At 55.8% G+C, this 24,041-nt stretch carries 23 protein-coding genes; 16 read left to right on the forward strand and 7 right to left on the reverse strand.

Annotated features, from left to right (window positions below; all coding sequences use genetic code 11):
• Positions 1-69 precede the first annotated feature (69 nt).
• Together ACLCGK_RS00825 and ACLCGK_RS00830 are read left to right on the forward strand one after the other, a co-directional pair.
• Entirely contained in the window at positions 70-729 is a 660-nt protein-coding gene (locus ACLCGK_RS00825; protein WP_410950874.1) for a hypothetical protein, read from the forward strand.
• Positions 726-1,418 carry a hypothetical protein gene (locus ACLCGK_RS00830; RefSeq protein WP_410950875.1) on the forward strand — a complete coding sequence of 231 codons (693 nt, stop codon included), beginning with the start codon at positions 726-728 and terminating at the stop codon, positions 1,416-1,418. Before ACLCGK_RS00825 ends, ACLCGK_RS00830 begins: the two co-directional genes overlap by 4 nt.
• A 48-nt stretch (positions 1,419-1,466) precedes the next feature.
• On the opposite strand, the gene ACLCGK_RS00835 is transcribed toward ACLCGK_RS00830, so the two are convergent.
• The 3 genes from ACLCGK_RS00835 to ACLCGK_RS00845 are packed head-to-tail and all read right to left on the reverse strand — an operon-like array spanning position 1,467 to position 2,706.
• Positions 1,467-1,712, reverse strand: a complete 246-nt coding sequence (locus ACLCGK_RS00835) for a hypothetical protein (protein ID WP_056798817.1) — start codon at positions 1,710-1,712, stop codon at positions 1,467-1,469.
• Between the two features lie 30 nt (positions 1,713-1,742).
• A complete protein-coding gene (locus ACLCGK_RS00840) occupies positions 1,743-2,243 on the reverse strand; it encodes a hypothetical protein (protein WP_410950876.1) in 501 nt (166 codons plus the stop codon).
• A gap of 7 nt (positions 2,244-2,250) precedes the next feature.
• Entirely contained in the window at positions 2,251-2,706 is a 456-nt protein-coding gene (locus ACLCGK_RS00845) for a hypothetical protein (protein WP_410950877.1), read from the reverse strand.
• Positions 2,707-2,835: 129 nt separating this feature from the next.
• On the opposite strand from ACLCGK_RS00845, the gene ACLCGK_RS00850 reads away from it, so the two are divergent.
• The 3 genes from ACLCGK_RS00850 to ACLCGK_RS00860 all read left to right on the forward strand — a co-directional run bounded on the left by ACLCGK_RS00850 (position 2,836) and on the right by ACLCGK_RS00860 (position 5,907).
• Entirely contained in the window at positions 2,836-3,480 is a 645-nt protein-coding gene (locus tag ACLCGK_RS00850; protein ID WP_410950878.1) for a hypothetical protein, read from the forward strand.
• Between the two features lie 9 nt (positions 3,481-3,489).
• Entirely contained in the window at positions 3,490-4,236 is a 747-nt protein-coding gene (locus tag ACLCGK_RS00855) for a hypothetical protein (protein WP_410950879.1), read from the forward strand.
• A gap of 81 nt (positions 4,237-4,317) precedes the next feature.
• Positions 4,318-5,907 carry a hypothetical protein gene (locus ACLCGK_RS00860; RefSeq protein WP_410950880.1) on the forward strand — a complete coding sequence of 530 codons (1,590 nt, stop codon included), beginning with the start codon at positions 4,318-4,320 and terminating at the stop codon, positions 5,905-5,907.
• A 47-nt stretch (positions 5,908-5,954) separates the two neighbouring features.
• Here the strand turns inward: ACLCGK_RS00860 and ACLCGK_RS00865 are convergent, their stop codons facing one another.
• Positions 5,955-7,580, reverse strand: a complete 1,626-nt coding sequence (locus ACLCGK_RS00865; protein WP_410950881.1) for an AAA family ATPase — start codon at positions 7,578-7,580, stop codon at positions 5,955-5,957.
• Between the two features lie 135 nt (positions 7,581-7,715).
• Here ACLCGK_RS00865 and ACLCGK_RS00870 point away from each other — a divergent pair, with 135 nt between their 5' ends.
• The 9 genes from ACLCGK_RS00870 to ACLCGK_RS00910 all read left to right on the forward strand — a co-directional run bounded on the left by ACLCGK_RS00870 (position 7,716) and on the right by ACLCGK_RS00910 (position 18,496).
• Positions 7,716-8,819: a hypothetical protein gene (locus tag ACLCGK_RS00870; RefSeq protein ID WP_410950882.1), complete on the forward strand. Its 1,104-nt coding sequence runs from the start codon at positions 7,716-7,718 to the stop codon at positions 8,817-8,819.
• 21 nt (positions 8,820-8,840) lie between these two features.
• Positions 8,841-9,989 carry a hypothetical protein gene (locus ACLCGK_RS00875; protein WP_410950883.1) on the forward strand — a complete coding sequence of 383 codons (1,149 nt, stop codon included), beginning with the start codon at positions 8,841-8,843 and terminating at the stop codon, positions 9,987-9,989.
• A 112-nt stretch (positions 9,990-10,101) separates the two neighbouring features.
• A complete protein-coding gene (locus ACLCGK_RS00880) occupies positions 10,102-11,469 on the forward strand; it encodes a hypothetical protein (RefSeq protein ID WP_410950884.1) in 1,368 nt (455 codons plus the stop codon).
• Positions 11,466-12,479 (forward strand): type I-F CRISPR-associated protein Csy2, encoded by a 1,014-nt coding sequence (locus ACLCGK_RS00885; protein WP_410950885.1) that lies wholly within the window; start codon positions 11,466-11,468, stop codon positions 12,477-12,479. Before ACLCGK_RS00880 ends, ACLCGK_RS00885 begins: the two co-directional genes overlap by 4 nt.
• The gene (locus ACLCGK_RS00890; RefSeq protein ID WP_410950886.1) at positions 12,476-13,678 is read left to right on the forward strand and encodes a type I-F CRISPR-associated protein Cas7f/Csy3; all 1,203 of its coding nucleotides are present in this window, start codon (positions 12,476-12,478) and stop codon (positions 13,676-13,678) included. The genes ACLCGK_RS00885 and ACLCGK_RS00890 overlap by 4 nt, the downstream gene beginning before the upstream one ends.
• Positions 13,679-13,738: 60 nt before the next feature.
• A complete protein-coding gene (gene cas6f, locus ACLCGK_RS00895) occupies positions 13,739-14,302 on the forward strand; it encodes a type I-F CRISPR-associated endoribonuclease Cas6/Csy4 (protein WP_315696122.1) in 564 nt (187 codons plus the stop codon).
• Positions 14,303-14,337: 35 nt separating this feature from the next.
• Positions 14,338-14,646: a hypothetical protein gene (locus ACLCGK_RS00900; protein ID WP_410950887.1), complete on the forward strand. Its 309-nt coding sequence runs from the start codon at positions 14,338-14,340 to the stop codon at positions 14,644-14,646.
• Between the two features lie 61 nt (positions 14,647-14,707).
• The gene (locus ACLCGK_RS00905) at positions 14,708-18,064 is read left to right on the forward strand and encodes a CRISPR-associated protein Cas3 (RefSeq protein WP_410950888.1); all 3,357 of its coding nucleotides are present in this window, start codon (positions 14,708-14,710) and stop codon (positions 18,062-18,064) included.
• Positions 18,065-18,154: 90 nt separating this feature from the next.
• Entirely contained in the window at positions 18,155-18,496 is a 342-nt protein-coding gene (locus ACLCGK_RS00910; RefSeq protein WP_410950889.1) for a hypothetical protein, read from the forward strand.
• Positions 18,497-18,700: 204 nt separating this feature from the next.
• Here ACLCGK_RS00910 and ACLCGK_RS00915 read toward each other — a convergent pair whose 3' ends face one another.
• Both ACLCGK_RS00915 and ACLCGK_RS00920 read right to left on the reverse strand, forming a co-directional pair.
• Positions 18,701-19,657 carry a CNNM domain-containing protein gene (locus ACLCGK_RS00915; RefSeq protein ID WP_410950890.1) on the reverse strand — a complete coding sequence of 319 codons (957 nt, stop codon included), beginning with the start codon at positions 19,655-19,657 and terminating at the stop codon, positions 18,701-18,703.
• 73 nt (positions 19,658-19,730) lie between these two features.
• Entirely contained in the window at positions 19,731-19,940 is a 210-nt protein-coding gene (locus ACLCGK_RS00920) for a DUF1127 domain-containing protein (RefSeq protein ID WP_410950891.1), read from the reverse strand.
• Positions 19,941-20,870: 930 nt separating this feature from the next.
• Between ACLCGK_RS00920 and ACLCGK_RS00925 the strand changes: the two genes are divergently transcribed.
• Positions 20,871-21,518 carry a hypothetical protein gene (locus ACLCGK_RS00925; protein WP_410950892.1) on the forward strand — a complete coding sequence of 216 codons (648 nt, stop codon included), beginning with the start codon at positions 20,871-20,873 and terminating at the stop codon, positions 21,516-21,518.
• 89 nt (positions 21,519-21,607) lie between these two features.
• On the opposite strand, the gene ACLCGK_RS00930 is transcribed toward ACLCGK_RS00925, so the two are convergent.
• Positions 21,608-22,861: a hypothetical protein gene (locus ACLCGK_RS00930; RefSeq protein WP_410950893.1), complete on the reverse strand. Its 1,254-nt coding sequence runs from the start codon at positions 22,859-22,861 to the stop codon at positions 21,608-21,610.
• Between the two features lie 223 nt (positions 22,862-23,084).
• Here ACLCGK_RS00930 and ACLCGK_RS00935 point away from each other — a divergent pair, with 223 nt between their 5' ends.
• Entirely contained in the window at positions 23,085-24,035 is a 951-nt protein-coding gene (locus ACLCGK_RS00935) for a hypothetical protein (protein ID WP_410950894.1), read from the forward strand.
• The last annotated feature ends 6 nt before the right edge of the window (positions 24,036-24,041 follow it).

Below are 24,041 nucleotides of genomic sequence, written 5' to 3' on the forward strand. Positions count from 1 at the left end.
CCTTTCGCCCCTTACGCACTACTCTGTAGCCTGGGGATCTCCCTGATTCATCACCCGGTTGGCCTGCCGATGCCCCTAGATCCCGCGCTTTTTCCAACTGCAGAAATCGTTTTTCCGCACAGTGATTACACATCCGAACGAACCTTCAGGCTGCTGGTTGCCCAGTTCACCCGCCAGGGTTTTCCTGGTCTCGCTGAAAACCTTCTGCAGCTGATGAAAAAACCACCCACCGTCATCTACACCGACTTGCTGTTGTTGGTGCATCAGGCGTCCGGGGAGTTGTGGTCTAAGAACCTTGGGCGTGTGGTGGATATTGCCAAGTTGGGTTTGACGCAACCTTCCTTCGACCTGGTTGCTCGCTATCAACGGGTGCTGGATGTGACGTTCAATTACTACGCGACAAGCCACCCGGCCTTCAGCCGACACCTTGTCGGTGAGCTGGTCACTCAGCTGCCGCCAAAGAAACTCAGTCGGCTGCTTACCAAGGGATTAAAGACTGCAACAGACCCTGACCACGCGCCTGGCGATCACCTTGCAATTTCAATGGCACTGTCCGAATGCATCCGGCTGGCCATCCAGGAGGCTTACCCAGGCGGGGCCTACTTTAGGGAACACCTGAGCGCAGCGGACAATCGCACCGTTTATCGGCGCATGGGCTGGCGGGAGGCCATGGAACACATGAAAGCCAGTGATCACGAATCCCAACTTGCCGAGGAGCTAGGCCTATGAACCTTGACCAGCATGACTCTACCCTGTCCGACTACGTTTACTACCACACCAAGCAAAACATGGTGTATTTCACACGCTGCCACGACTTCCTGCAGCAAATGCATGACCGTCCGCCCGAATTCGCCGAGGAAATGCTCTGTGATGGGCCTATTTCCTATGCGTACGCCCCCTTCTACATTGCCTGGCACATGGGGCTGCTGCCGATCAAGGATGGTCATGCCTGCAATGAGACGCCGGTTTTCTATGACATCCCCGGATCTGGTTTCGACAAAATCCCTGAGGATACGCAAGCCTTTGTGGAGATCATGGTCGACTTGATCTCAAACCCCAGGGTCAAGCGTGAAGCCGTCTCAATGATGATTGAGTTTCATGACTTTCTCGCCGTGCGTAACCGTCATCAAGCGCTGCGCTTCATGGTCGACATCATTGAAGATTGGGCGTCGCGCTTTGGCGACGTGACAACTCTGCTGTCACTGCGTGGCGAGGATGAACGGTTGCAGCACTCCGAGGATTTTGCTGGAACGCTCAAGGAGGCGCTGGTTGTGACTGGCTTGTTGGACAAGGGGATTTCGCTGCTTCCCTCTGCTGCGATGGCACAAGCGTACCGGCGCCTGAAGTGGCCGGAAATGAAAGTGCATGCCAATGAGGTGGGGATTGAGTCGGTGCTCGGGGTTGATCTGGGCCTTTAACCCTTGCCTGGAGCGCACCACGGTTGCAGAAAGTGCGCCCCGCGACGGTCAATTCGAAATGGGTATCGGCGGCGAAATGTGTTGGCAACAAACGAAGTCGTCAACCTTGCGGTAGACTTCTCTGGCATCGCCGTAGGTTTCCAGCTTGACGTAGTTGCCCTTGCGCCTGCCTAGGTGATAACTGCCTTCGCAATCGGCCCAGAGCAACTCGACGTTTTCCGGGATGCGGCTTTTTACCACGCGAATCCAAGGTGGTTCGAACCCACTGGTATTCGATTTCGCTGTTTTGCTCATCGGCAATACTCCTGATGCACGGTTGCCCAGTTAGGCCTGAAACAGGAAAAACTCCATGTAGGGCCTCAACGGCTGAGCGGTCACCTCATCCAGGGCTGCGTGCAAGGCTACAGCATTGACCTTGGAAAAGTCGAGCGGCTGCTCAAAATACTTCAGAAAATCGTCGTCCAGGAACAACGGCAGGCTGTCGCCAAGGCTGATGCCATTGTCACATTCTTGGTAGAGGATGCATTCGATGCGCGCCTGGCCATTTGGCAACACACATGCGCTGAGCACGCAGGACTGATTCGCTCGCTGATCAGACTGGTACTGTCCGTCAGTGATCAGGGCATAAGCCACCGGTTTTTCGCGGGTCACATAGGCTTTCACCTGGGTGAGGAAGCCCGCCGCCTTGGCGTCCAAGATGCGGTAGCCATCTTCATGGTAGAGAACCGCCTGGCCGGCAACGACCCCCTGCTCCACTAGATCGGAGACCACCTTGGTGGTGAGTGAGGCCAGGGTTGCATCAATATTTTCCTGAAGGGTTTTCATGGTTAACTCATGAGAAGGGTTCGTAGGTGGGGGATTGGTCATGCCGAGAGCGCTCGATGGCTGGGTGTTGCATCACCCACTCGACCCATCGCTTGGCTCGCGCCTGGCAGTACCCGAGAGACGCTCGGTAATCGGGGTGCTCGATAGCGCTGCGAACGTGCAAGTGCGCACGCTTGCCCAGGATGAGGACGTCCTGCTGGTCATTGTTGAGATCGATCACCCGATTATCAGCGCGCACGAACATGTGGTCATAATTGCCCGACAACCGACCGCCAAACAAGTCTCGGCATACCAGCGCTGCAAATTTACAGCTGCCAGAACGATCCGCGCTCGGTGCCAGCCCGCGCTCGACCTGGCGCTCGTTCCAAAGCCTCTTGATGGCCTCGCGGGCAATGGTCAGGTTGGCCTCGGTCAGCGCCAATTGTGCAGGGTATTCAGCTCGTAAATCGCGCTTGCTCAGCATGCCAGACTCCTGTGCTTTAGGGGATTTTATGAGACCGACCTAAAAATTGCACGCACTTTCGAGTTAGCCAATAATTGACTATTGAGGCTGGTTTTGCCCACACTAGACCCATAACCAAGAGGATTCGCCATGATTCACAGACTCAAAGAGCCGGGCCTTGAGCTTGTCCTCGGCCTGATCGATCGATTACCCCTGGAAGATTCGGATATTCCGGCGCTCCATGCTCGCATCAATTCATGGATTGATCAGGCCTCCGCAGCAGAGCCACTGAAGTTCGATCGGGAGGCCTTGGAGCGTCGTGCCGATACCCGTCTGATCGAAGTCCTGAATAGCATCAACCATCCTGGCGACCTCCGCGCATTGGTGGGTGAGTACAAGCAGAAAACCCATGCGGCCAATGCCTTCGTCGACAGCGAAAAGTCGCGTGACGATGTCGACCATGCTGGCGCGCATCACCTTCCCGGCTTGCTGCTGGTAAAGGACAGAATCGCCAGCTGCCGAAACCTGCTTGCCATTCGCCTGACTATCGTGGCCCTGGGTGTAGAATTGAGCCGCAAGCCCAGAATAACCGTGATGCCCTATGAGCAGGATTACATGGTGTTCAAGCATGTGCTTAGCGTGCTTGAAAGCATCAGGGCGGCGCGCTTGCCGCGTGAACCGCTGCTCCAGACGATTGCGGAAATCAAGCAGAATGCCCAGCTGGGCATCATTGCTTCGGTCAAGCGGGCGCTGGATAGCCGCGCCGAAGAACGGTTTGCTGCCTCGTCCTTCTGAGGAAATCTGATGGCAACTTCTGCGCTGGGTTTTGAATGTGCAAATGGGGCGCACAGACCGCTGCTCCAGCTCTGCTGCAACCAGTTTCACGAGTATCAAAAACAGGAAGGGCTGATGGTCGAGACCTTCACCAACGACCTGTTACTCCTGTCTCTGGTCAACCTGGCGCGGGTATCGGCCAGAATCGAGACAGGGCTTTACGCCTATGTCAGTGAAGGTCGGGTACTGAGTCTGGACGGCGGTGTGATGAAGCACGCGTTGCTTCGCGCCCTCGCACATTCAGGGCTAGTGCCGCCTGACCTCTGCGCCGAAGCGGCAGCCCCACGCGTAGGCTTCGAAGAGCGGGTCAACCAGCACATTGACCGTGAGCGCGAGGCGCTTTTCAAAAGCACCTTCAAGCTGTTCGTCCAGGGCACGGCTCCGACCCTCAGCACCGTGGACGACCTAGGGTGGTTTCGCTTGCGCCTGAGAGACGACATCACCATCCTGGCGAACCTTCAAGACCCGGCTCAACGTAAAGTCGCCCTTCAGCATAAAGAATGCAAGTTGATTCAAGAAATTGCACCTGGCTGCAGCATTCAGCAGGTGCTGGAAGGGATTGAGCAACACAGAGCCTTTGGGACGCCAGGCGTGTACGATCATCACCCTGAGATGACCCAACTCCTGGCGTTCATTGACGACCTTCAGCTCCCGGAAATGGTGGCTCGAAAATCGCGCCCGAGGTGTTCACCAGGTGGCGATAGCCCTTCCCTTTAGTCAGCCGTTCATTCTGAGGGGGCTGGCACAGCCGCATGAGGCGCCTGCGCCTAAAATCACTTATTTGCGAGGCGCTAGGCCATGAGCTTGGGCACTAAAACCGCTGCCGGGTACCTGCTTGAACATCTCCCCGGCGATACTGTCCGTCACTTTTCCCCTGATCTGTATCGGCTGTTGCAGGCCTGTCCGAAGCTAAACACCGCTGCTGGCATCAGCCGCAATGTTGTTGGCAATCGAAGCCTCAACCTGTCGTCTGAACTGGCCAGACCTGACCTGTTCGCGGTCGCCGCAATTGAGCAGTGCAGCCTGGACTTTAGACAAGCGGCCTGGGCCTGGGAGGGTGGATGGAATGAGTTGGAAATGTATGAAGGGGTTTGTCACTACGGCTCGCTCGTTGCCTACAGCCTAGCCAGCTCAGGGAACGCAGAGGCGCTCAACATGCTTCCCCTCATTGCAGGACTTCCAGCGCTGATTCCAGGCTCAACCATCGGTGCCATGCTGGATCCCGCTGCGGGGTGGTACAGGGTCAGTACCAGAGGGCGCAGCGAATTCATGGCCACCCTGTGCTGCCTAACAGCCGGTGATCCGGACAACTACACCAAAACATTGGGTGAGACGCCGAATGGAGCTCTGTACTCCAGATTACTTGGGGTTGACCGGGAGGGGCGCTGCAGCTTCGCACGTGCCAATGCTCTGACGGATGAGGCTATCCGCGAATGCGTGCAAACCATTTTCCATGATGCCCTGCATATCAGGCACCGCATCAAGGCTGAGCCGCTGTCGCCCTTCATTTGGTACAACGAAACTGGCCCGGCGATGACTGCCTTGGCTGTGACGCAAAGCCATGTATTCCTGGAGCAAGGCACTGATCCGGCGCAGGTATTCGCCCTTGCACAGCGCAGGTTGCGGGCCTTTCTCAGCTTTATGAAGGTAGGCGACCATGTCGACCAGATCGCACGTGTAGGAGCCAGCGGAGCCTTCCTTGTAGCCAAATGGCGCAAAGCCGCACCGTTTATTCAAGACGACGACCTGGCAGGTATCGATTACAACTGCGCCAAGGCCCTGGATGAGAACAAGCGGCTGGACATCTTGAAGGCCGCACCTGGACTCTTGGCAGGGCCACTGAGCTTCTTCGACCAGTCCGAGGATCAGGTTCGGCAAAAGAATGTCTTCAACTTCTTCAAAACCCGCCAGCGCCTGGAGACGATCTCCCCCGTTCACGCGTTTGGCGACAAAACGCTACACAGAACTGCTGCCTATTGCCTGGGCAAAAGGCTGCTGAGGGAGGATATTCTCGGCTACCCTGATGCCGCACAAGCACTGCGCAACTACCATGCCCAGCCCCTGTCGAAATTGCACTGGGTTCACCCGCTGGTAAGCTTTCGGATGGGTTGGTTAGACTGGTCGAATGCAGATACCTTCGAGCGGTTCTTTCACGCCATGCTGTCGGACAAGCTGCATGAAGAACAGTTGGCGCTTGAGGGGCTGCGCACTTTTGCCCGGTGCTACCCAGAGCATTATGACAACGCCTACAAGGATTTGGTCAAGGGGGATGTGGCCAAACGCTTTCTGGAGCGCGCTGCTGTCCACATCACCCCTTCGATGTCCTCTTTCGCCAGCCTGGGGGAGCAACATTGGGATCGGGGGCTGGCGATCGATTTGGGTTTGTAGTTCAGTCGGATCTGTCTGCCCACACAAAAGTGGTACCCGCTGAGGAGTTATAAGCCCCGGAACTGGGCACACTGCGTGAACAGCTCGATGCTCACGGGCAGTTTGCGTCCCTTGGCAAACTTCAGCGTTAGTTTCAGGAGCTCCTTGATGTCCCGCCCTCCCACAGAGGTGAACTTCTCGCACAGCTGATCAAGCAGCGTCTCGCTCAAGCCCGCATTGTAATTTTCACCCAGCACCTGCCACAGCTTCCGGCGCGTGACGTCATCCGGCACTACATAGCGGATGTGGGCCACGCACCGGGAGACGATCGCCTGATCAACGTCATCAGGGCGGTTGGTGGTCATGAACAGCAGCCCGGAAAAATATTCGAGGTTGCGCAGGAAGGAGGCCACCACGGCATTGTGCTCCAGGTCATTGCCCCGCATCCGGATGTACACACACGCCTCGTCGATCAGGAGCACCGCATTCCACCGTTGCGCCCGCATGAGGATCATTTTTAGGTTATTCTCGACCTCATCCGACTGGATACCCAGCTGTCCCGAATGCACCCGGTAAAGCGGACGGGCCACCACTTCCGAATAAACCTCCGCCGTCAGGGTCTTGCCCAGACCAGGTGCGCCACTGCACAGGATGCAGGTGCCCCCGGACTTGCCCTGGACGATATCGCTGAGCATCTCCATGTCCGAAGCCAGGATGTCGATCAAGGTCTTGTGATCTTCGGGCAGCACCAGTTTTTCCCGCAGCTCTGGCTTGTAGACATAGGGCTTTGCATGGTCGACGTGAGCCCAGGCATAAGCGTGGGTTTCGAGATTGAAAAAGTAGATGAGCGGATGATAAGGCAGCGCAGAAAATGCCCCAGGGTAGCGCTCTGACCAGAACTCGTTGTCAATTTCATCAATAAACACGCGCTGAATGATCGCTTCCTCATTGATGGCTCGGAAGGTGGTCTCTTCGCCCAGGCGATGGGCGACGCCCATTCGATCCAGATCCTCCCCGCTGAACGTCATGCCGCTCAACAAAAACTGCTCGGCGTGCCGTGGCTGATAATCTAGGAACAGCGCCATTTGCCGCTCATAGTCCGCCTTGAGCTCCGGCGTCTCCACATGGATACCGTGGTTGCGCAACAGTTCGGGTAGCGTCACCCCTGCGATCGTTTCGGACAGGAAAGTGATTTTCTTCGAGCCGACTTGCTGATTGCCCTTGCTCTTTGCCGCAACGTTCGCCAGCAATTCTAGGGTGACCTCGGCAGGATTGGTGCCGTACGAGGTCTTTTTCTCTGGCTCATAGCGAATTTTACCGATCAGGTACGGCAGAAAAATCCCGTTGTTTTCCATGTACACCCAACCATCAATGGCTTGCCCCATAAAATGCTCGATCAGCACATTGGGCAGCGCCTTGAGCGTGCGGACTTTGGTCTGATCCGGCTTCGTCAGCACGTTGATGATGGTGGTGGCCAACATTTGCAGGCCGCGAAAGCCCTGCTCCTTGGCAAATTGCTGAATGGCCTCGTAGTGCTCCAGTTTCAACCGACCCAGATCGCAGATGGCCTTATTGTCACTTCCCTTGATGAGCCTGTGCTTGGACTCGACCAGCTCGGCCCCCTCGTCAAGACCCAGGCTTTGAAGGAAGTCGCGCAAGGGCACGCAATTTTTGTCATCAATATCAACGATCATGGGGCGGTCTCCAGGGAATTGAGTATTTAAGTATACTCAATATACCTTGATAGACAAGCTCTGCTGTAGGCTTGATGCCTCTTCATCGCGTAAAATGCAAAGAGCAGCCGTATTTCACACCTGGAGACACTCCCCGTGAACTGGAAACATGATCTTGCGCAAGCCATGGAGGACATCCAGGGCTTCAATACCCATGAAGACACGGCGCGGCTAGTAGCCGGACTACAAACCGCCAAGATCATCGCTTCCCAGCAGATTCTGCAGGGCGATGTCATCACGTCGCAGCGGGTGCTCGTGGAAATTGAAGAAACCATCCGTCGAACCAAGTATTGGGGCGCGCCGCTGCGCAGGGAATTTCTTACCCTGTATTCGCTGGAATTCGTGCCCCATCACCGCATGGTCGAGGACATGGTCTCGCTACCCAAGGAAGTAGATGAGCGGGTTGTGCGCGGATTTGAAACCAATCCCGAGCAGTTCCACGAAAAGAAGGTAGGCACCTACTTCGCTGCCCTGATCAATCGCAAGCGCCATCCTTTGATCGCCAAACTCATGGATCTCATGCTGGATCAGGCCGTGCCGCAATGCCGGGGGCAGCGAAGCACAGCCCACATGCTGCCTGAGTTCAACCATGGGATCGACTGGGGATCCCTGAACAAGGACAAAAAGCGGCTGTACATGCAGGTGTATGGCAAGCATGAGCAAAAGATCGTGGCGGCCATCGCCCAATCCAATGAGACAGAGCTTAAGCAGAACTGGTCTGGCATCTTTCAATCGTACCTGATCGCCGCGCTGTATGCCCATGGGGTCAACACCCTGGCCGAACAGATGTTTCAGCTTCACCTCAAGCACCATGCCTCCGACGTGTTGATTGCGGAAATGATCGCTATCAACAAGTTGCCTGACCGAGAGGCCTGCCAGCAGAATGCAGCCTGGGCGGTCGAGCAAAAAAATGGTACCTACCTGCTGGGCTTGATCGAATTGCACCTGGCCACCAAGGGGCAGTTTCCGCTGCTGGTCGATCCTGGCAACAAGATCCTGGAGGCCCATGGGGCGCGGATGGGGGCCATGATTCGTGACCATGGTGATCAGTCTCCTGCCCTGGCCGGCGAAATTGCCGTGCGCTTCCTGGAAGGATGTTCTGGTGCAACCCACTTTTTCGCTAAGCCATTACCTAAGGCAGTCGTCAACCGTCACCCCTCCCTGCTGGAAGGCAGCTTGCAAGCAGATCTGGGCTTATAGGTCACCCAAGGACAATCCTTCATGCACACCCTCTCGAAACGCCTGAGCCAGGCCAAAGCTGAAGTTGAAGATTTTGTGAAGCACGGCAGCACGCTGCGGTTGACCCATGCCTACCGTGAGCTCAAGGATGTGATGGCCACCGCCGCCATCGAGGGGCACCTTGGTCTTGTGCAGCACACGATGAGCTACGTCGGCAGCATGGGTAACTATGTGCCGGACAACACCCGGCTGGCGCCCGCTATGGCCACCGCCTACTGCAACGAATTCGACCCTACCCCTGAAATGCTTGCGCTCATTGATTCGCCGACCCTGGCCATGCATGAGCGGTTTGTCGAGTCGTTTCTGCACAGCAAAAAGCTCAGGAGCGCCCATGAATTGGCCCTTCCGGTTGAGAAGATGTGTAAAGCCGGCCATTACCAGCTCGTCGGCAGAATCATGAATTGGCTTCTGGAATGGCATCGCGGTAAACAATTCGATCGCGACAATCGATTTCTGGCGGAAACTGCCCAGCTACTCAACGTGTTTGCTCGGCATGCTGCCTGGGACAGCCTGAACGATAGCCAGGACGCTGATGACCACGGCGCTACCCGATCAGGTCTGCTGCAGGCGCTCAAGGGCTTTGAAACGCATGGCGACACGTTGAAGGCCATGTGCGACCCAGACAGCGATATCCGCGATGACCTCCTGGATGGAGGATGGCTGGATCCTGCAGTTATCAGGGGGCTGTTCACTGCTGGCCAGGTCAAGCATGCAGAACACATGTTTCATCAATATTGCATGATTGTGGTCGATGACAAGCTGATTACAGGCATGCTGGCGGCAGGGCTGACACTGGATCCTGAAGCCGTTGCCCGTCGTATCGCCATTTGTGAGGATGCCGGCAGTGGGGGTTACGGGCTGTCCGCCATCGTCATGCACTTGGCCAGTGCTGGCAGCATTCCCGCTGCCATCGACTTCAGCATCATGGGTGGAAAAGTCGTTGCGGTGTTCATCAGCAAGCAATGCCAGGCCTTCGGCGCCCAGCACCCGGAGTTATGCGTGCAACTGATCGAGCGGTTCCTGGAGTTCAACGACAGCACAGGGCTGGCCGCACACGGTCTTCCCCGTGAGATATTGGAGCAATGCCCGAGGCTCGCCGAAGAAGAGCTGTCCACGGCCCTTGGATTGTAAATTCTTCTTCGCGTTATTGACAAATTGGCAATGCTCATCCATAGTCATTTGGCAAAGCGCTTGACTATCAATATACGTTTAAATACATTGCATGGCATATCGAGGAGATGCCATGCAAAGCCAACCCCTGGAAGCGTTTCTTCGCTTTGACCCTGATCCTGCACTGACGAAAAAGCAGCAGGAAGAGGCCGGTAACCGTCACCTGTACACCTTCGCTGCCGCCATCACTGGCAAGGCCTCGGTGCATCCGGAGCTGGACAACGAAAACCAGTTGGCCGAGCTGCTGCTCACCGCTGTTTCGTTCAAACTCAGTGGCAGCAAGAAAGTTCCCTCTTCTGCACAAGTGGCGATTGATGCGCTGGTCGACCCGGCGCAGGTGAGCATTGCCACAGCCTTGCTCTGCAACGACCACACCTCGCATTACTTGAGCAAGGCTGTGCGGGCAGACTACGACAACCACTTCCTGAGGCCGCCACCCAAATCGCAGGTTCGCCAGGGACTGACCCTGGATGGGATAGATGCTCCGACCCTTCTGAATCTCTTTCACCTGCAAGGGGCGGCCTTTTACAGCTTCTACTGCACCCTCTTCTACTACAGGGGGCGATTGACCAGCGGCATCGAAGCGGTGCTTGGCCAACCATTCCCTGACCTGCAGCACGCCCTGCACCACCAGCTGCGCGCAATGGGCCTTCAGCGCTTCTCTGATGCGCTTGAGCAGCAAACGCAGGCCCTAACCTATCGACGGCATCCGGAGCTTGTCCAGGGCAAGCAGGTGGCCTTCCCAGTGGGGCCTGAGGCCATGCGCGAGCAGGCCTATGTCGTAGTGACCCCCGCGCCGGCTGTCAGCATGATCTATGCAATCGACCACGCGGTAGACAAACGCTTGCGACAAGGCCTTCACCAATTCGAGAAAATGCGCCTGGGTGGCGCTAACCCGATCAATATGGGCTCTTCGGTGCTTAATCTGTCCCGAGGATCAGGCCCGCTCGCGCACAACCTTCGACCCTTGCGAGCGTATGTGCCGCCGCTGAGCAAGCGCCTCTACTTGAGCGAGCATGTCCTGCGCCAGCACAGTTACGAGTATGCCTCCGTCATCGAACTGGGTGATGCTAAATTGCTGGAATACCTGCGCACGGCTATCAGATCCCCGGCAGAACTCAAGCAGTGGGCCAGGCTGCTGCCTGCTGCATTGTTCAAGATCATGCGCCCCCTGGCCGACCTGAGAAGCAGCGCTAGCCCAGAAACCTTGGCCCTCAGCTACCGGCACGAAATCGAGAAAGATTTTGTCTGCAAAGACTTGTACGAAGATTTGTTGAAGCGCGCCATCGACAAGCACAGCTATGCCATGCTCGCCAGGCACGTGGCTGACCAGATCGAAGCGCGGCTGCTCCCTTACAAGGGTTTTGGTGCAGGTCTGGGGGTGGTGCGCAAGAAGGTCATCGTGCGCACAGCTGAAATGGTCGGGAGGAAACTGCTGTGAATACCCTGCTCATTCCATTCATGGCCAACAACGTCAACATGAGCCCTAGCGTTCACGTCTTTGGCACCCTGTCCATGACCGGGCTGGCAGGCTTCGGTCATGCGGTGGTACGCATGATCTCCAGCGTTGTTGGACTGCCTTTGGCTGATCACGGGGTTGCACTCGCCCTGACCGAGCACCACTATTTTCCGCATTACCAGCGACCTTCGTGGACTAAGCGCCCCCTCTATGCCAAGGCAGTCGGCGGCGCCCCGGTACAGGAGTTTCGCATAGGCAGTCTCGCCGGCTTTGCTATTGTGCGCTTTGAAGCCAAAGACGAAGCGTTCATTGCCGTTCGCCAACAGCTCTCCCTGATCAGTCACAACCTGGGCAAGCTTCGTCTGGCCGGTGGCCAATTCTTCCCGGATCCACGCGGGGTGAAGCTGTTCGAAAATGACAGCGACGGCGCCCTGGCATTGGCCAAGGTACCTTACGACGCACGGGTTTACGTGGATCACACGCACTTGATTCAGCGCTACGCACTGCATCATGGGGTGGATGATCTCGAAGCTCTCCTGGCGCTGGTGACTCAGCCGAACACGTCCGATACACCCCGTATCGCCGAAGCACCTGACGGCCAGAGCGTATTGGTCGGCGAGTGTGGCGAGCAAGTGCCTGAACAGGCCCTCGAAATGCTGTCAGATGACCTGGAATTCGACTTTTCCATCTTTGACAGCGAAGACGAATGGGGCGATGTCGATGCGCAGGTGCTTCTGGATCAGGAGGGGTGGCTGGAAGAGTACTTTGGCCGCCTGATTCCTGTTGACATTGGCTATCGGCTGCTTGAGGAGCCGGTGCAGCGCCGTCATCGGTACACCGACGAACACCCCTACCCCCATGCCTATGCTGAGCCGGTTACGGGGCTTGCACGACTACAGATTGTTGCTAGTTGCCGAAAGCAAGCAGCTCCGATTTTCTGGACACACCAATCCTCTTTCCCCTACCTCACAGTTACAGGTCGAAATTCATGAGCAAGTCCAGTGTGACTCGCAACACTCTACCGAGCATTTTCAGCTTTTGCGGCAGCATTGCCCTGTCCGATGCACTGATGAAGATCATCACCCGTGATGGAGAAGAACTACCAGTCCTGGTCACTGCTCGCGGCCTGCTGGGTATGAAGGGCTCCGACAAAAACGCCAGCGAAGTGCGTAAGCACCTGCAAGAGCACCCTGGCGAAGCGCCAGATTTGTCACTCAATCCCCAGGTGGTCGACAAGGCGGTTATCGAACACGAGGCGGCTGAGTACCTACAGGTGAGTTATCGGATGATTGTCAATGCGAACAGCTTGAAGCCGCATGCCTCGAACAACCTCGACATCGCCTTGGCCAGCATGGATTTCATTCGCCAGTATTATGCCCTGGGCGGTTCTACCTACCTAGCCGAGCGCTACATCAGCAACATCCTGCGCGGTCTGTGGCTGCATAGAAACCTTGAGTTTCGCCACGACGGCAGTGTGCAAGTAACGGCTTATGCCCACGGGGTTGAGCCCATCACCTGCACCTTTGAAGGGCTCAGCGCCAAACCGGACTTCACGGTGATCGATGGTAGCCAGGGCCTTATCGCATTGATGGCCAGCGCGCTCGACGGGACATTGGTCGGTGCCGACAACACCCCTACCCCCGCATTCTTCGAAGTCCGGGCACGTATCCGGGTATTCCCCGGCATGCAGGTCTATCCCTCGCAGTTGATGAACATGGATGACCAAGGCAAGAAGCTCGCCTACCTGTCCACCCGCCAGGGCCAGCGCCAGGCGATCATGCACAGCCAGAAGGTGGGTAATGCCATTCGCAGAATTGATGATTGGTATCACAAGCCGCTGCTCGAAGCTGCCATGGCTGGCAGCGATGCGCTGGACGTCATGAAGGCGCTGACGCCGAAAATTCTGGATGGCAGTTTTGAGCTCGAAGCCATGCCGGTGGAACCGCTGGGGATCGAGCGCTCCCTGAACCTCGCCTACCGCCTGGCTTTGAACATCGACGTCTTCGAAATCCTACGCAACCTGGTAGGTGGCATCAATCAGAAGCTGGCCAGCGCCACCGGGCTGGCCGACCTCACCGACGACATGCATTACCTGGCAGCATGCTTCATCCGGGGCGGGCTGTTCGGCGGTGAGAAAGACACCTCGGATGCCGATGCCAAGAAAGGCAATCGGAAAAAGTCCGTCGCTTGAATCACTGCCCCTAACAACAAGAAAACCGGCAGGGCGAGGCCCTGCCTGCGAGGAAGAACGATGCAGCGGTACTACTTCGATTTCTACATCAAGAACAAGCGCGAATCGGTCAAGTATGCCAACAGCATCCTGTCTGGGATCCATCACCACCTCAGAAGCAAGGCGTTGGACAACATCGGCCTGAGTTTTCCGGAGTATGGCAAGACCACCCTTGATGGCCTGCCGCTGGTAGGCAACATCATTCGACTCGTATCCACCAGTGAGGTGGCACTATTCAGTGTGCGTGGCGGCGAATGGTTCGCCAGCGATATTTTGAACGGTGACTGTGCGGTGTCGAAGATCATGCCTGTGCCTGAGGGGGTTCCAGAGGTCTGCTTTATCCGCAGTCGCAAGCCTGAGGGGATTGCGCGGCGGATGCGGGAGTTGTTTCCAGGACAGCGAATCACCCCCTACAGCGTCAACAAGGCTGACCCAACCCCATTGGCAATGATCAAGGTGTTCACCATTGAAAAGCCTTTGCACATGTTTGTGGCCTTCGAGCATGCGCAAGCGCGGGCCGATGGCAAGTTCAACAGCTATGGCCTGGCAACCCAGGACAACCAGCTGACTGTTCCCTGGTTCTAGTCCAAGAACTACCCTACTGCCCACGCGAGGCCATCATGAAGCACATCCAAGAGTTCCTGGCTGCCATCAAGAATGCAGGCGTGGTGATCAGTGGGGAGGAAGTCCTGCAAGAGATGATGGTGCGCAGCGATCACCCGCTGGTTGTGATGCTTCAGGTGGCTGAGCAGGGCCGACCACAATCGATGGGGTTTTATCAATGCCAACGCGGGGCCAACCCCGAACAGATCTGGCGAGCCATGCAGGTCTTTGACAGGCGTGTGCAACGCGAGCTGTTTCTGATGTTCATGCTCAGCGTGTCGCCTACCTCAAGGTCTGAATACATGCCCTGCTCAACAGAGTGTTGAAGCCGGTTCGCTTTAGCTGTAAATTGCATTTTCTCCAAGATCTCTCAACGACTGGCAATCCATGAACGTGTACCTGAAGATGCTGGCGCCTGTCACCGTGCTGGGCGCGTTAATCCACGACCTGGGGAAATGCTGTGTCAGCTTTCAGGAAAAGTTGGCAGGCAATCTCGGTTATGAGCCGATCCGGCACGAAACCATGTCGTTTTTCATGGGTAGTCTGATTTTCAAAGAGATCCATCAGTTGGCCACGCCGGAATCGCTTCGCGATTGGTGCAACGGTCAGCTCCCACGTTTGCTCCGGCGTGTGCTACGGGTATCACCCTATCCAGAGATGGTGCTGGATTACGTCTGCCAGACTGTCAATGCCCGGCTGACAGCAGAACACTGGCGTGTTGAACAGGTAGGGTTGACCAGTGCCCTGTGGCTGGCGCTGTCCCACCACCGGTTGCCAGAAGGCGCCGATTCAGATGGACTGGTGGAAGCCCCCTGGGTGGCGTTCCGTAAAAGCCGGAGCTATTTCATCCGTCAGCGTGGCGAGACCGAATACGACGCAACCACCGTAGCGGACATCGAGCAGAATTTGACGATCCCTTTGTCTGCTGTCGCCACAGGCGGCCTGCCCTGGAACAACCTGGATTGGTGCCAGGCGGTGCTCACGGCCTACAAGGAGATCAAGCTGGCTGAGCGGCAGCTCAAGCGGCGTAGCCGGGACTTCGACATTCTGGACGAACACAATCCTTACACCCAGGGACTTGCCTTCATGGCCAGGCCTGCACTGGTGTTTGCCGATTACCTGGATTCCTCTCAGAAGAAGCCCAGCATCTCCGATCGTGACAAGGGGGAAATCTATGCAAACACCATCGACGGCATGTTTGCTGACGCCCTGGATGAACATCTGCTGCATACCGGAGCGTACGCCAGGGGCTACTTTCGCAAGATGTTCCTGAACAAACGCACGCTGATGGACAAGGCTCCCTCACTGTCACGAACTTCCAGGGCCAGGCAAATGAAAGGGGTGAAATTCACCTCCAATGACCCTCGGTACCAGTGGCAAAACAAGATCGGCGAGCAGCTGGCACAGCAGGCCTCCGACCAGCCATTTTTCGGTTGCGTGATTGGCAAGACCGGCTCGGGCAAGACCCGTGGCAACGTTCTGACCATGCATGCGATGAAGAAAAGCCTGCGCTTCACGTGCGCCATTGGCCTGCGAGCACTGGTTCAGCAGACCTTCTCCGCCTACCAGGAGACGTTCATCGGCCTGGATCTGCGCAACGTCGCCCTTCTGATTGGTGAAAAAGGCCATGCCAAGCCAAACCCGGAAGCCATCAAGCTGAGTCAGAACAGTGGCTACGACCCGCTGCTCCCTCAGGGTACCGGCAACGATCAAGCCTTCGATGTGGCAACCCTGGGTGATGGCTACGAACTCTACAGCACCTCAAGGCGAAAACATGAGCTGGACTTTCTTTTTGATGCCAAAAAACAAGCCAAGCTGATCACCACCCCGGTGCAAGTACTGACCATTGACCACCTGATCTCCGGCGCCAGCCTGGATATGGCCTCTGGCCTCAAGCAGCTGTTCCACCTCATGTCGACGGACATGGTGATCGATGAAGTGGATGACTATGATCCCAAGAGCTTGCCGGCAATCAGCCGGATGGCCTTCATTTCTGGCTTCTTTGGGCGTTCGTTTGTCGTGTCTTCGGCCACTGCCAGCCGGGTGATCGTCGATGCGCTGTACCAAGCCTGGTACAAGGGGATCAAAAAGCGACAGCGGATGAAGATTGGGGTGATCCCCCGCGCTGTACTGATCAGTCATGTGCCTGGCTATGAAACACGCCTGGTCGACCCTCGGCACTTCTCGGCGGATTTGACAGTGTTCATGCGTGGCGTGGATCGACATGCCCGCAGCAGCGAACAGCGCAAGCACGCAGTCAAGATCGTGCAGATCACCCCCGCTGTCTACACCGAGACGCAGTTGAAGTACAAACGAAATGCCAAGTTCCTGAAAGACGAACAGTGCTGGGAAATCTTTAACAAGGCCATCCAACCCTTGCACAATTTGCCACATGTCGGGGTTGAACGGGATGGAATCAAGCTGAGCTCGGGGTTCATCCGCTTTACCCACATCAAAACCGCGCAACACTATGCCGCGTGGCTGAATGCGCAACAGGTGGAAGACACCCTGATCATCCCCTTCTGCTATCACTCGAAGATGATCAGTGCCGAACGCCGGGCCGTGGAAGACGTGCTTGTGACGCTCAACACCCGGAAGGCCAAGAATGGCGTGTCCGGAGACGACGCCATTTTCCAGCATGACCTGGTGCAGAAGCTAATGGCTATCGCCCGCCAGCACGGCATTCGCAATATCCAGCTGATCTTGTGCACGACCAACATCATCGAGGTTGGCCGCGACCATGACTATGACTACGCAATCCTGGAACCCAGCTCGACGCGTTCGATGGTGCAGGCAGCAGGTCGGGTCTGGCGCCATCGCAACAAGCTGCTTCCGGAAGGGATGTACAACTCGATGATCCTGAGTGGCCCAGTGAAGTACCTCACCCGGTGCGAATCCAATGATGTCTGGCGCTTCCCTGGGATTGAAGACTCCGATGAAGATCGCAACATTCCAGGGGTGTCGCTGTACCGGTTCTGCGACCTGGAATCGCCCAACTTCAAGCTCAAGCGCATGGCCCACCTGCTCCATGACCTGGGGGTCGTGGTGAAGCGGCCATTGAAAGCCTTCAAGTGGGCTAATGATCATTTGATGAAGACCGTGGATCTTTGGTGTGACGATTTTGCCAACACCAACCGAGACCTGGCCAATGTCCATGCCGGCATGTGCTTTGGTGTGCCTGAGGAAGGTAAGCAGTCCATCTACGTCAAAAACGTGATGAGCAGTGCCGAACTGGCCAACCAGGCAATGAACCTCACAGGAATTCCGCGCCTGTCCAGCGATCGCCGCTTCAACTGGCCACATGGACTGCACTACGCGCATTGCAACATGGCGGTACTCAACGCCAACCATCCGACCAAGCGATTGCTGCGTGAAGCGGATGAAAACGTCACCCTGTATCCCGACGATGAAGATACCAAAAGTGCAGCCGAGCTGGTGGATCACTGGCGGGTGATGGTGCAGCGCACCGCAAAGGGCCAGGACAATTACTCGGACATCAGCCTGCCCATTGTGCACATCGGCTTCGGCCCCCTGTGGGTGCCGCCCAACCTGGTGGAGCTGATGGATCGCTATGCCATGCATTCCACGGAAATGGCCGGGGCTTTGACCATCCGCCTCAGTGAGTTCCAGAAAGTCTTGTTGGCCGATGAGCTCACCACGGCTTATGTCCCAGGGCTGGGCTTAGTGCTGCACCCGGAGACGCTAGCGCTGGTGGCCAAGACCGACGCCAGCCAGGCGCCTTAGCACTTCTCTATTGAACGGCCAGAAGCGCTTCAGGTATTTTCAAATGAACATCAAGCCACTCTACGGGTGGTTGATCATCAAGGATCTAGTATGAGCACGCACAAGCAACTACCCTCTCCGACCCTCACTGAAGAGCAGTGTCATTCCTTTCGTCGACTACCGGTCAGCTTCAATGCTATGGTGCAAGCGATCTATGACGCAGGCATTGCCCATGGGCAAGCACATGCCTTGAGTCAGGCAAAAAACGCACCGGGCTCACAAGCTGATCTTGAGGCCTTGGCGGCGCTAGAAGCGCTGCACAAAGATATTGATGGGTATGAGTGGAAGTCTGCCTTGGCACGTTTGGCAGACATGCGTCGAAATATGGATGCTCAACCGTCAGTGCCGTCGCCACGTCGACAACTGCCGGAAAATGAGCCAAGCCCCTTTTAAGCCACTGAAGCTGGCGCCATAGCGTGTTGAAAACTCATGATGCTGGCACGCGTGGAGTCTGTCGGCCAGGCAGGAGTTTGGTGGATCCCCCGAGAAAATGGCCCTGGCGGCTGTCTCAACCAGAAGCAGCCGGCAAGCGAAAATGCGACTGCCCCGTGCGTCTGACCAATGTAGCGGCTGCTCTGATCAGCGGCTGGCAATTGCTCAGGCAGCCACAGGCATCTCCTTGGCTACATGGTGCCCGGCGCCCTGGAAGATACGCTTGTAGATCGTTTTTGCTGAAATGACGCCCAGGGGCATACCGTTGCGGGTTACCAGCAAGCGCGAACACTTGCCTTCTCGCAACATGACCAAGGCATCAATGATGCTGCTGTCCTCATCGATCAGTGCCACGGCACGCGCCACGTCTTCGGCCCGCGCATTGCGATCCGACATCACGCCCATGGCCGCATCCCTGGTGGATATAACCCCCATGATGCCCGTGTGATTGTGGATGATGAAGTAGGTATCGTGCTGACCGGCGATTTGCGTTTCCAGGTCGGCAAGGCGTGAGCCGGCGTCCACGCTGATCATACCCCTGCTCGGCTTCATGTCCTTGACCAATATCCGCTGCAGCAGCAACGCATTCTGCAGGATGTTTTCCTCTAGATGGCCAATCACACCATTTTCCGAGTAGTAGGTCACGATTTCCTTGAGCTCGGACATACGCAGGGTGCGTTTGCGATCGAGGCGGAACAGACGGATCCATACGGTCGTCATCATCACTGCCGGATAGGTCAGGAAGAACACCAGCCGCATCAGCCATGCCAGGTGCACCAGAAGGCCTTCGAAATGATGACGGGCCACCACCTTGGGCAGTGAGCGCGCAAAAACGATGTTGGCGTAAATCGACAACCCCATGTAGATAGCCATCGCTTGCCCGGAGAACAGGTTGAACGCCAGAATCCCGACCGTGCTGTTGCTCACCACGCCAATGATGACCTGAAGAATCATGGCCCCGGCCATGTGCTGGTCGCGCCGATCGCTGACTGCCGTGATCATGCGCAGCTGAAACGGAGTCAAGCTTCGCCGTTGCACCACTGAGCGAACCTTGAACTCGTCCGCCAGCATGGCCACGGTCTCCAGGCAGGAGATCAGCCCGGAAAACAGAATGGATGCCAATGAGCACCCCAATAGGATGGCGAGTTCAGTCATAATTATTGTTCACTCAAATAGGAGGACGCACGAATTCCCGCTATCGCCAAAATGGCTTTGACAACTCGGCCTGACGCTCGACTTCTGAAATACCACAATCACGCAGCAGCCGGGCATCTAGGTGCGCCAGGGTACGACGGTTGTGGACGTTGGATTGCCAACGATTCAGTGTTTGGAAGAGGCGCACACACCAGTTGGGGGTGGGCCCTTGCAAATCGATAGGCAAGGCGTTGCTGCAGCTGGATTTCATATGATCACCCGGACGAAAATAGAAGTCAATTTATGCATAAAGAGACGAGCGATCTCCGGGCGGGAGTCACACAGCGATTGAGGAAATTTTCAGTGATCGTGGGCTAGCCCTCGCGGCAGTGAACTCTTCCTGGCGCGATTCCATAGGGTTTGTGCCGGGAGCGCGCTGGTACTGGCTGGAGGACGAGTAAAGCGTGATGGCCGCAGGAGCGTCTGCGGCCAATAACCGAGTTGTTCAACCGCGATGGTAGTCGGCAAGATCCTGGGCAAACGTATCCTGGGCGCGCAGCTCAGCCAAGGTTACAGTCTTAAAAACCCGTCGAGGGTTGCAGCACATATGGCAACCCGAACGACCGCAATTCAGTGCGCTCTGTTTGCGCCATGCACCCAGGGGTTTCTGACTGTGGCCGGAGTTTGCCGAGTAGCACAAGACGATCCGAAATTGCCGGCAGATTTGTTTCGCATCAGCCTGGCGCCGAAGACGCCGCGCTTCTTTGTTGGAGGACATGTGTCACCGATCATTCGCGCCCTCCCCGACGTGGAGAGGGCTAGCGTAGGATCGGTGCCCACAGATGGTCGAAAAGCTTCAAATCCAGTCTTCTTCTTTGTAAATGGCGTGCATGCTGACTCCTTAGAGCTTGGTGAAGCACTGCTTTTATTAGACGTCAATTCATACTAAATTGCAAGCTTGCCTGACGCGCAGCTATGGCGAAAGCTACGAAGCCAGCCCTGGGCTCAAAGAAGGAGATTCTGTTTACGAATTAGCCTTTGCTCGTGATGATTGCAGATTTAGAAAAAGCTTGGTGGCTGTAATTTTGAAATAGCTCAGAAACACAACCTTAGGAGGAATAAGCAGCCTCTTACTATTACAGATTTTCGTTGAGTTGTGTTACACTGCAGGAGAGCCGCAACGTAAGAGACCTAGGAAGTTATGCAAACACGCATTGTCGGCGAGAGGATCGTCATAAACAAGTTTCCCAAGGTTACGAGGGACAAGAAGCAATTTAGCGTTAAGGGCACCTTCGTAGATAAGAAGGTTACCTACGCTGGATGGGATGAGCGGACGATCATTGAAGGCGAGTATGATCTAAAAGTGTCCCAGCTCCTGCAACCTGGCCTGGCAATTAAGGCCACAGGCTACTACATTCAGCCATTGATGCCCGATGGCTACGGACTTTTGACGATTGAGTCTATTGAACCCTGCGAGCGACCCTGCGCAGAACAGCACAATCAATCAGGCGCTCAGTCAGACAACCCTTACCTCACCTGGCGCAATCGGCAGTTGGTGGTCGTTAATCGCGCCGTGGACAAGTTCCTGTCTAAGTACCCCGAACACTTTGCACAGAACGAAGTCCTTTGGCTTGAACTCTCTGAGAAGCTTGATGAGCTGAATAGTTACCAGCCTTCTGCACGCTTCGAAGCCTATATTGCCCCGCCCAGGCTTGTAGAAGCGCTAGTTGGCCAGCCAGTTGCGAAGCAATTCTCCGACTTTCTGCTTGAACTTGGTGAGGAGGTGGTTACTGCGAGACCTAAACCCAACTTCCAGGCAGTAAGTCTTGACATAGACCCTGAGCCTTAAGTGAGGGTCGTGGTAACCTTCTGAATTATATCGATCATGCCAGACAAATCAGATCACCACGAATCGAGGCCACAAAACAGGATTCGATCCTAAAGGCCGAGATCCAACTCAAGGATCCCTTCTGCCACATTATGATTGCAGTTTTCAATGAAGTACTGCGGAGTTACTAGGTGGGATATGATGGAGTATTTGTACATCTGGTCACCCTTGGCATCCATTAGTTCCGTTAGATTGAAGTAACCTTCTGCCCGACCGCGTTCCAGCAGCTTTTTTACCACGTTGTCGTTGACGAGTGGGCTGAAAAGCAGCATTTCACTGTCAGTGAGCTTCTCAAGATCCACGTTTGCTGTGGCACCCTCTGGAAGGCGAGCCAGCATGTCCAATCGCACGATGGTTTTTACGGCATCTTTTACACTGAGGCTATCCAGAGCGTCAGCAGCACTACCGCTCAGCATCCCCTTGTCTGCTGCTCTTTTATCGCCGTCAGACGCCCAGGGCTTCATGGTTGATGGGAAGGTGACATGGGCCAAAGAGTGCTCCGCAAACCACTGGTGGGCAACCTCGCGATTGCGCTCTACGTACACCAGCATGTCAGCGAGCAGATTGGATTTGACTACAAACTTGACTGGGAGGTGCTTGAACACCATGAGAATGGGATTCATGCATTTTATGCCCTCATACACAGTCAGTGGATCAGTGATGTTGGTCAACAAGGCAGAGAGCACCCTTCGCTTGGTTTCATGATCCTTGGGGTTGATCTCTGACCCAACCTGGTGGATGTAGCCCTGGAGACGCGGCCTATCTGTGGCCCCTTGGGCCAATTTCTGGATAAGCTGTACGGCAAGGGCTGGATCCTCTGCCCTTGCAATGCTCAGTAATGCCTCGGGTGGTCGATTGATTATTTCGTGCAGGTCTACATAGGCAAACATTCTATCCGCCAAATCTGGGCTAGTCGCCGTTCGTCTCAGTAGCTCGTTCGCAATCGGCGTTTTCAGTCCGCAGTAGTTGAGCAAATTAAACACAGCATCATCCTGCAGGCTTACATAGTCGATGCAAGCGAGGAAGCCAGGAGCACGGACGATTGAGGCCTCGTATTTTTTGATGACGGTGTTGACGATTTCTGCAGAGCCAGGGCTCAGTTTTTCGATTGCATCTGAGTGCAGATAATCGACCCCTACTTCGATGAGGGCTTCTCTGAGGGACAATGCAGAAAAGTCGAAGGGGAGCTCGCCCATCAACTCGGCAATGCGTCCATTATCGGTTGCCGGGGACTCTAGGGTGGCAATCAGTGCGTACTTCTGGATCTCAAGTTCCACATCTGTTGGGCGCTCATTAGTTGCCATGAATATTTTCAGCCTTAACTTGTTGAAATTGCTTAAGTGTCGTTAATCTGCGGCAAATTTTAATGTCAACTTGTCGTCACGTGAGTCCTATAAACACAGCGTACCACCAGTCTCCATGACTGGACAATGCCATCCCCCGAGTGGCTTGCCCGTCAATGCACACCAGTACGATCGCTCTGGTGGCGCCAACCAGGCCCAGTCGAAGCCATCTGTGGGAGTGGCAATGCCTGCCTTGCTGTCGCTTTTGCAAGAAATTGACAAAATGGCAATCACGCGATATATTTCCAATTCATTTTCTGGGATCACCTTCATGAAAGACATTCTGTTCTTGTCGGATCTGGACAATTGCCTGTTTCAAAGCCTTCGGGTCAACAGTGCCGGTGTCCACCCGATGACCTTCAAGGCTTCAGGCGAAGCCCACTGTTTCGCCACCGAGGCCCAGAACACCTTGTTCAACCTCCTCAAGCCGCGTGCCTTTTGCGTTGCGGTGACGGCGCGCACGCCTGATCAGATGCAGCGCACCAGGGGCTGGGCACCTGAGCATGTGAATCAGCTCGCTCTCACCGACCATGGCGCAACTCTTCTTTACCGAAATATTGACGACTCTCCGCTCTGGACACCTTTGCCTGCCTGGTCGGACACCTACCGTGATGCCGCTCGGGTCTGCGAAGCGCCTCTGGAGCATGACCTGGACACGCTCAGTGCCTTTTTGCCCGAGCTGTTCCTGCCAGCACACGCCAAGGCGAAGATCGATCTGAGCTACAGCTTCGGCGGTGACGTTCCGTTTTATATTACCCTGCAAATCAAAAACCTGAAGGCCGAAGAGATCGCCAAGGTCATGCAGATCGTGCAGTTGCAGCTGGAGCCCGTCCTCCAGACCCTGCAGGGTACGTACATCCAGCATCAAAACGACTACACCCTGGCCTTCTGGCCGACCTATGTCAGCAAGGAGAAAGCTGCCCAGCGCCTGATTTCAGCATTGAAGACAGGCATTGGTGATGCACGCTTCGACCAGGCAGCGCATGAAATCGGTGAAATCGCGCTGATTTTGACGGCGGGCGATTCGCACACCGATGTGCCCTTCATGCGGCTGGGTGATTTCATGCTCACCCCAGCGGTTTCTCCCATTGCCGAGCAGGCTGGCCAACACGCCCAGCGCCACATGAATATCTGAGGAAGC

It is taken from the genome of Pseudomonas sp. S1(2024) (assembly GCF_046557535.1).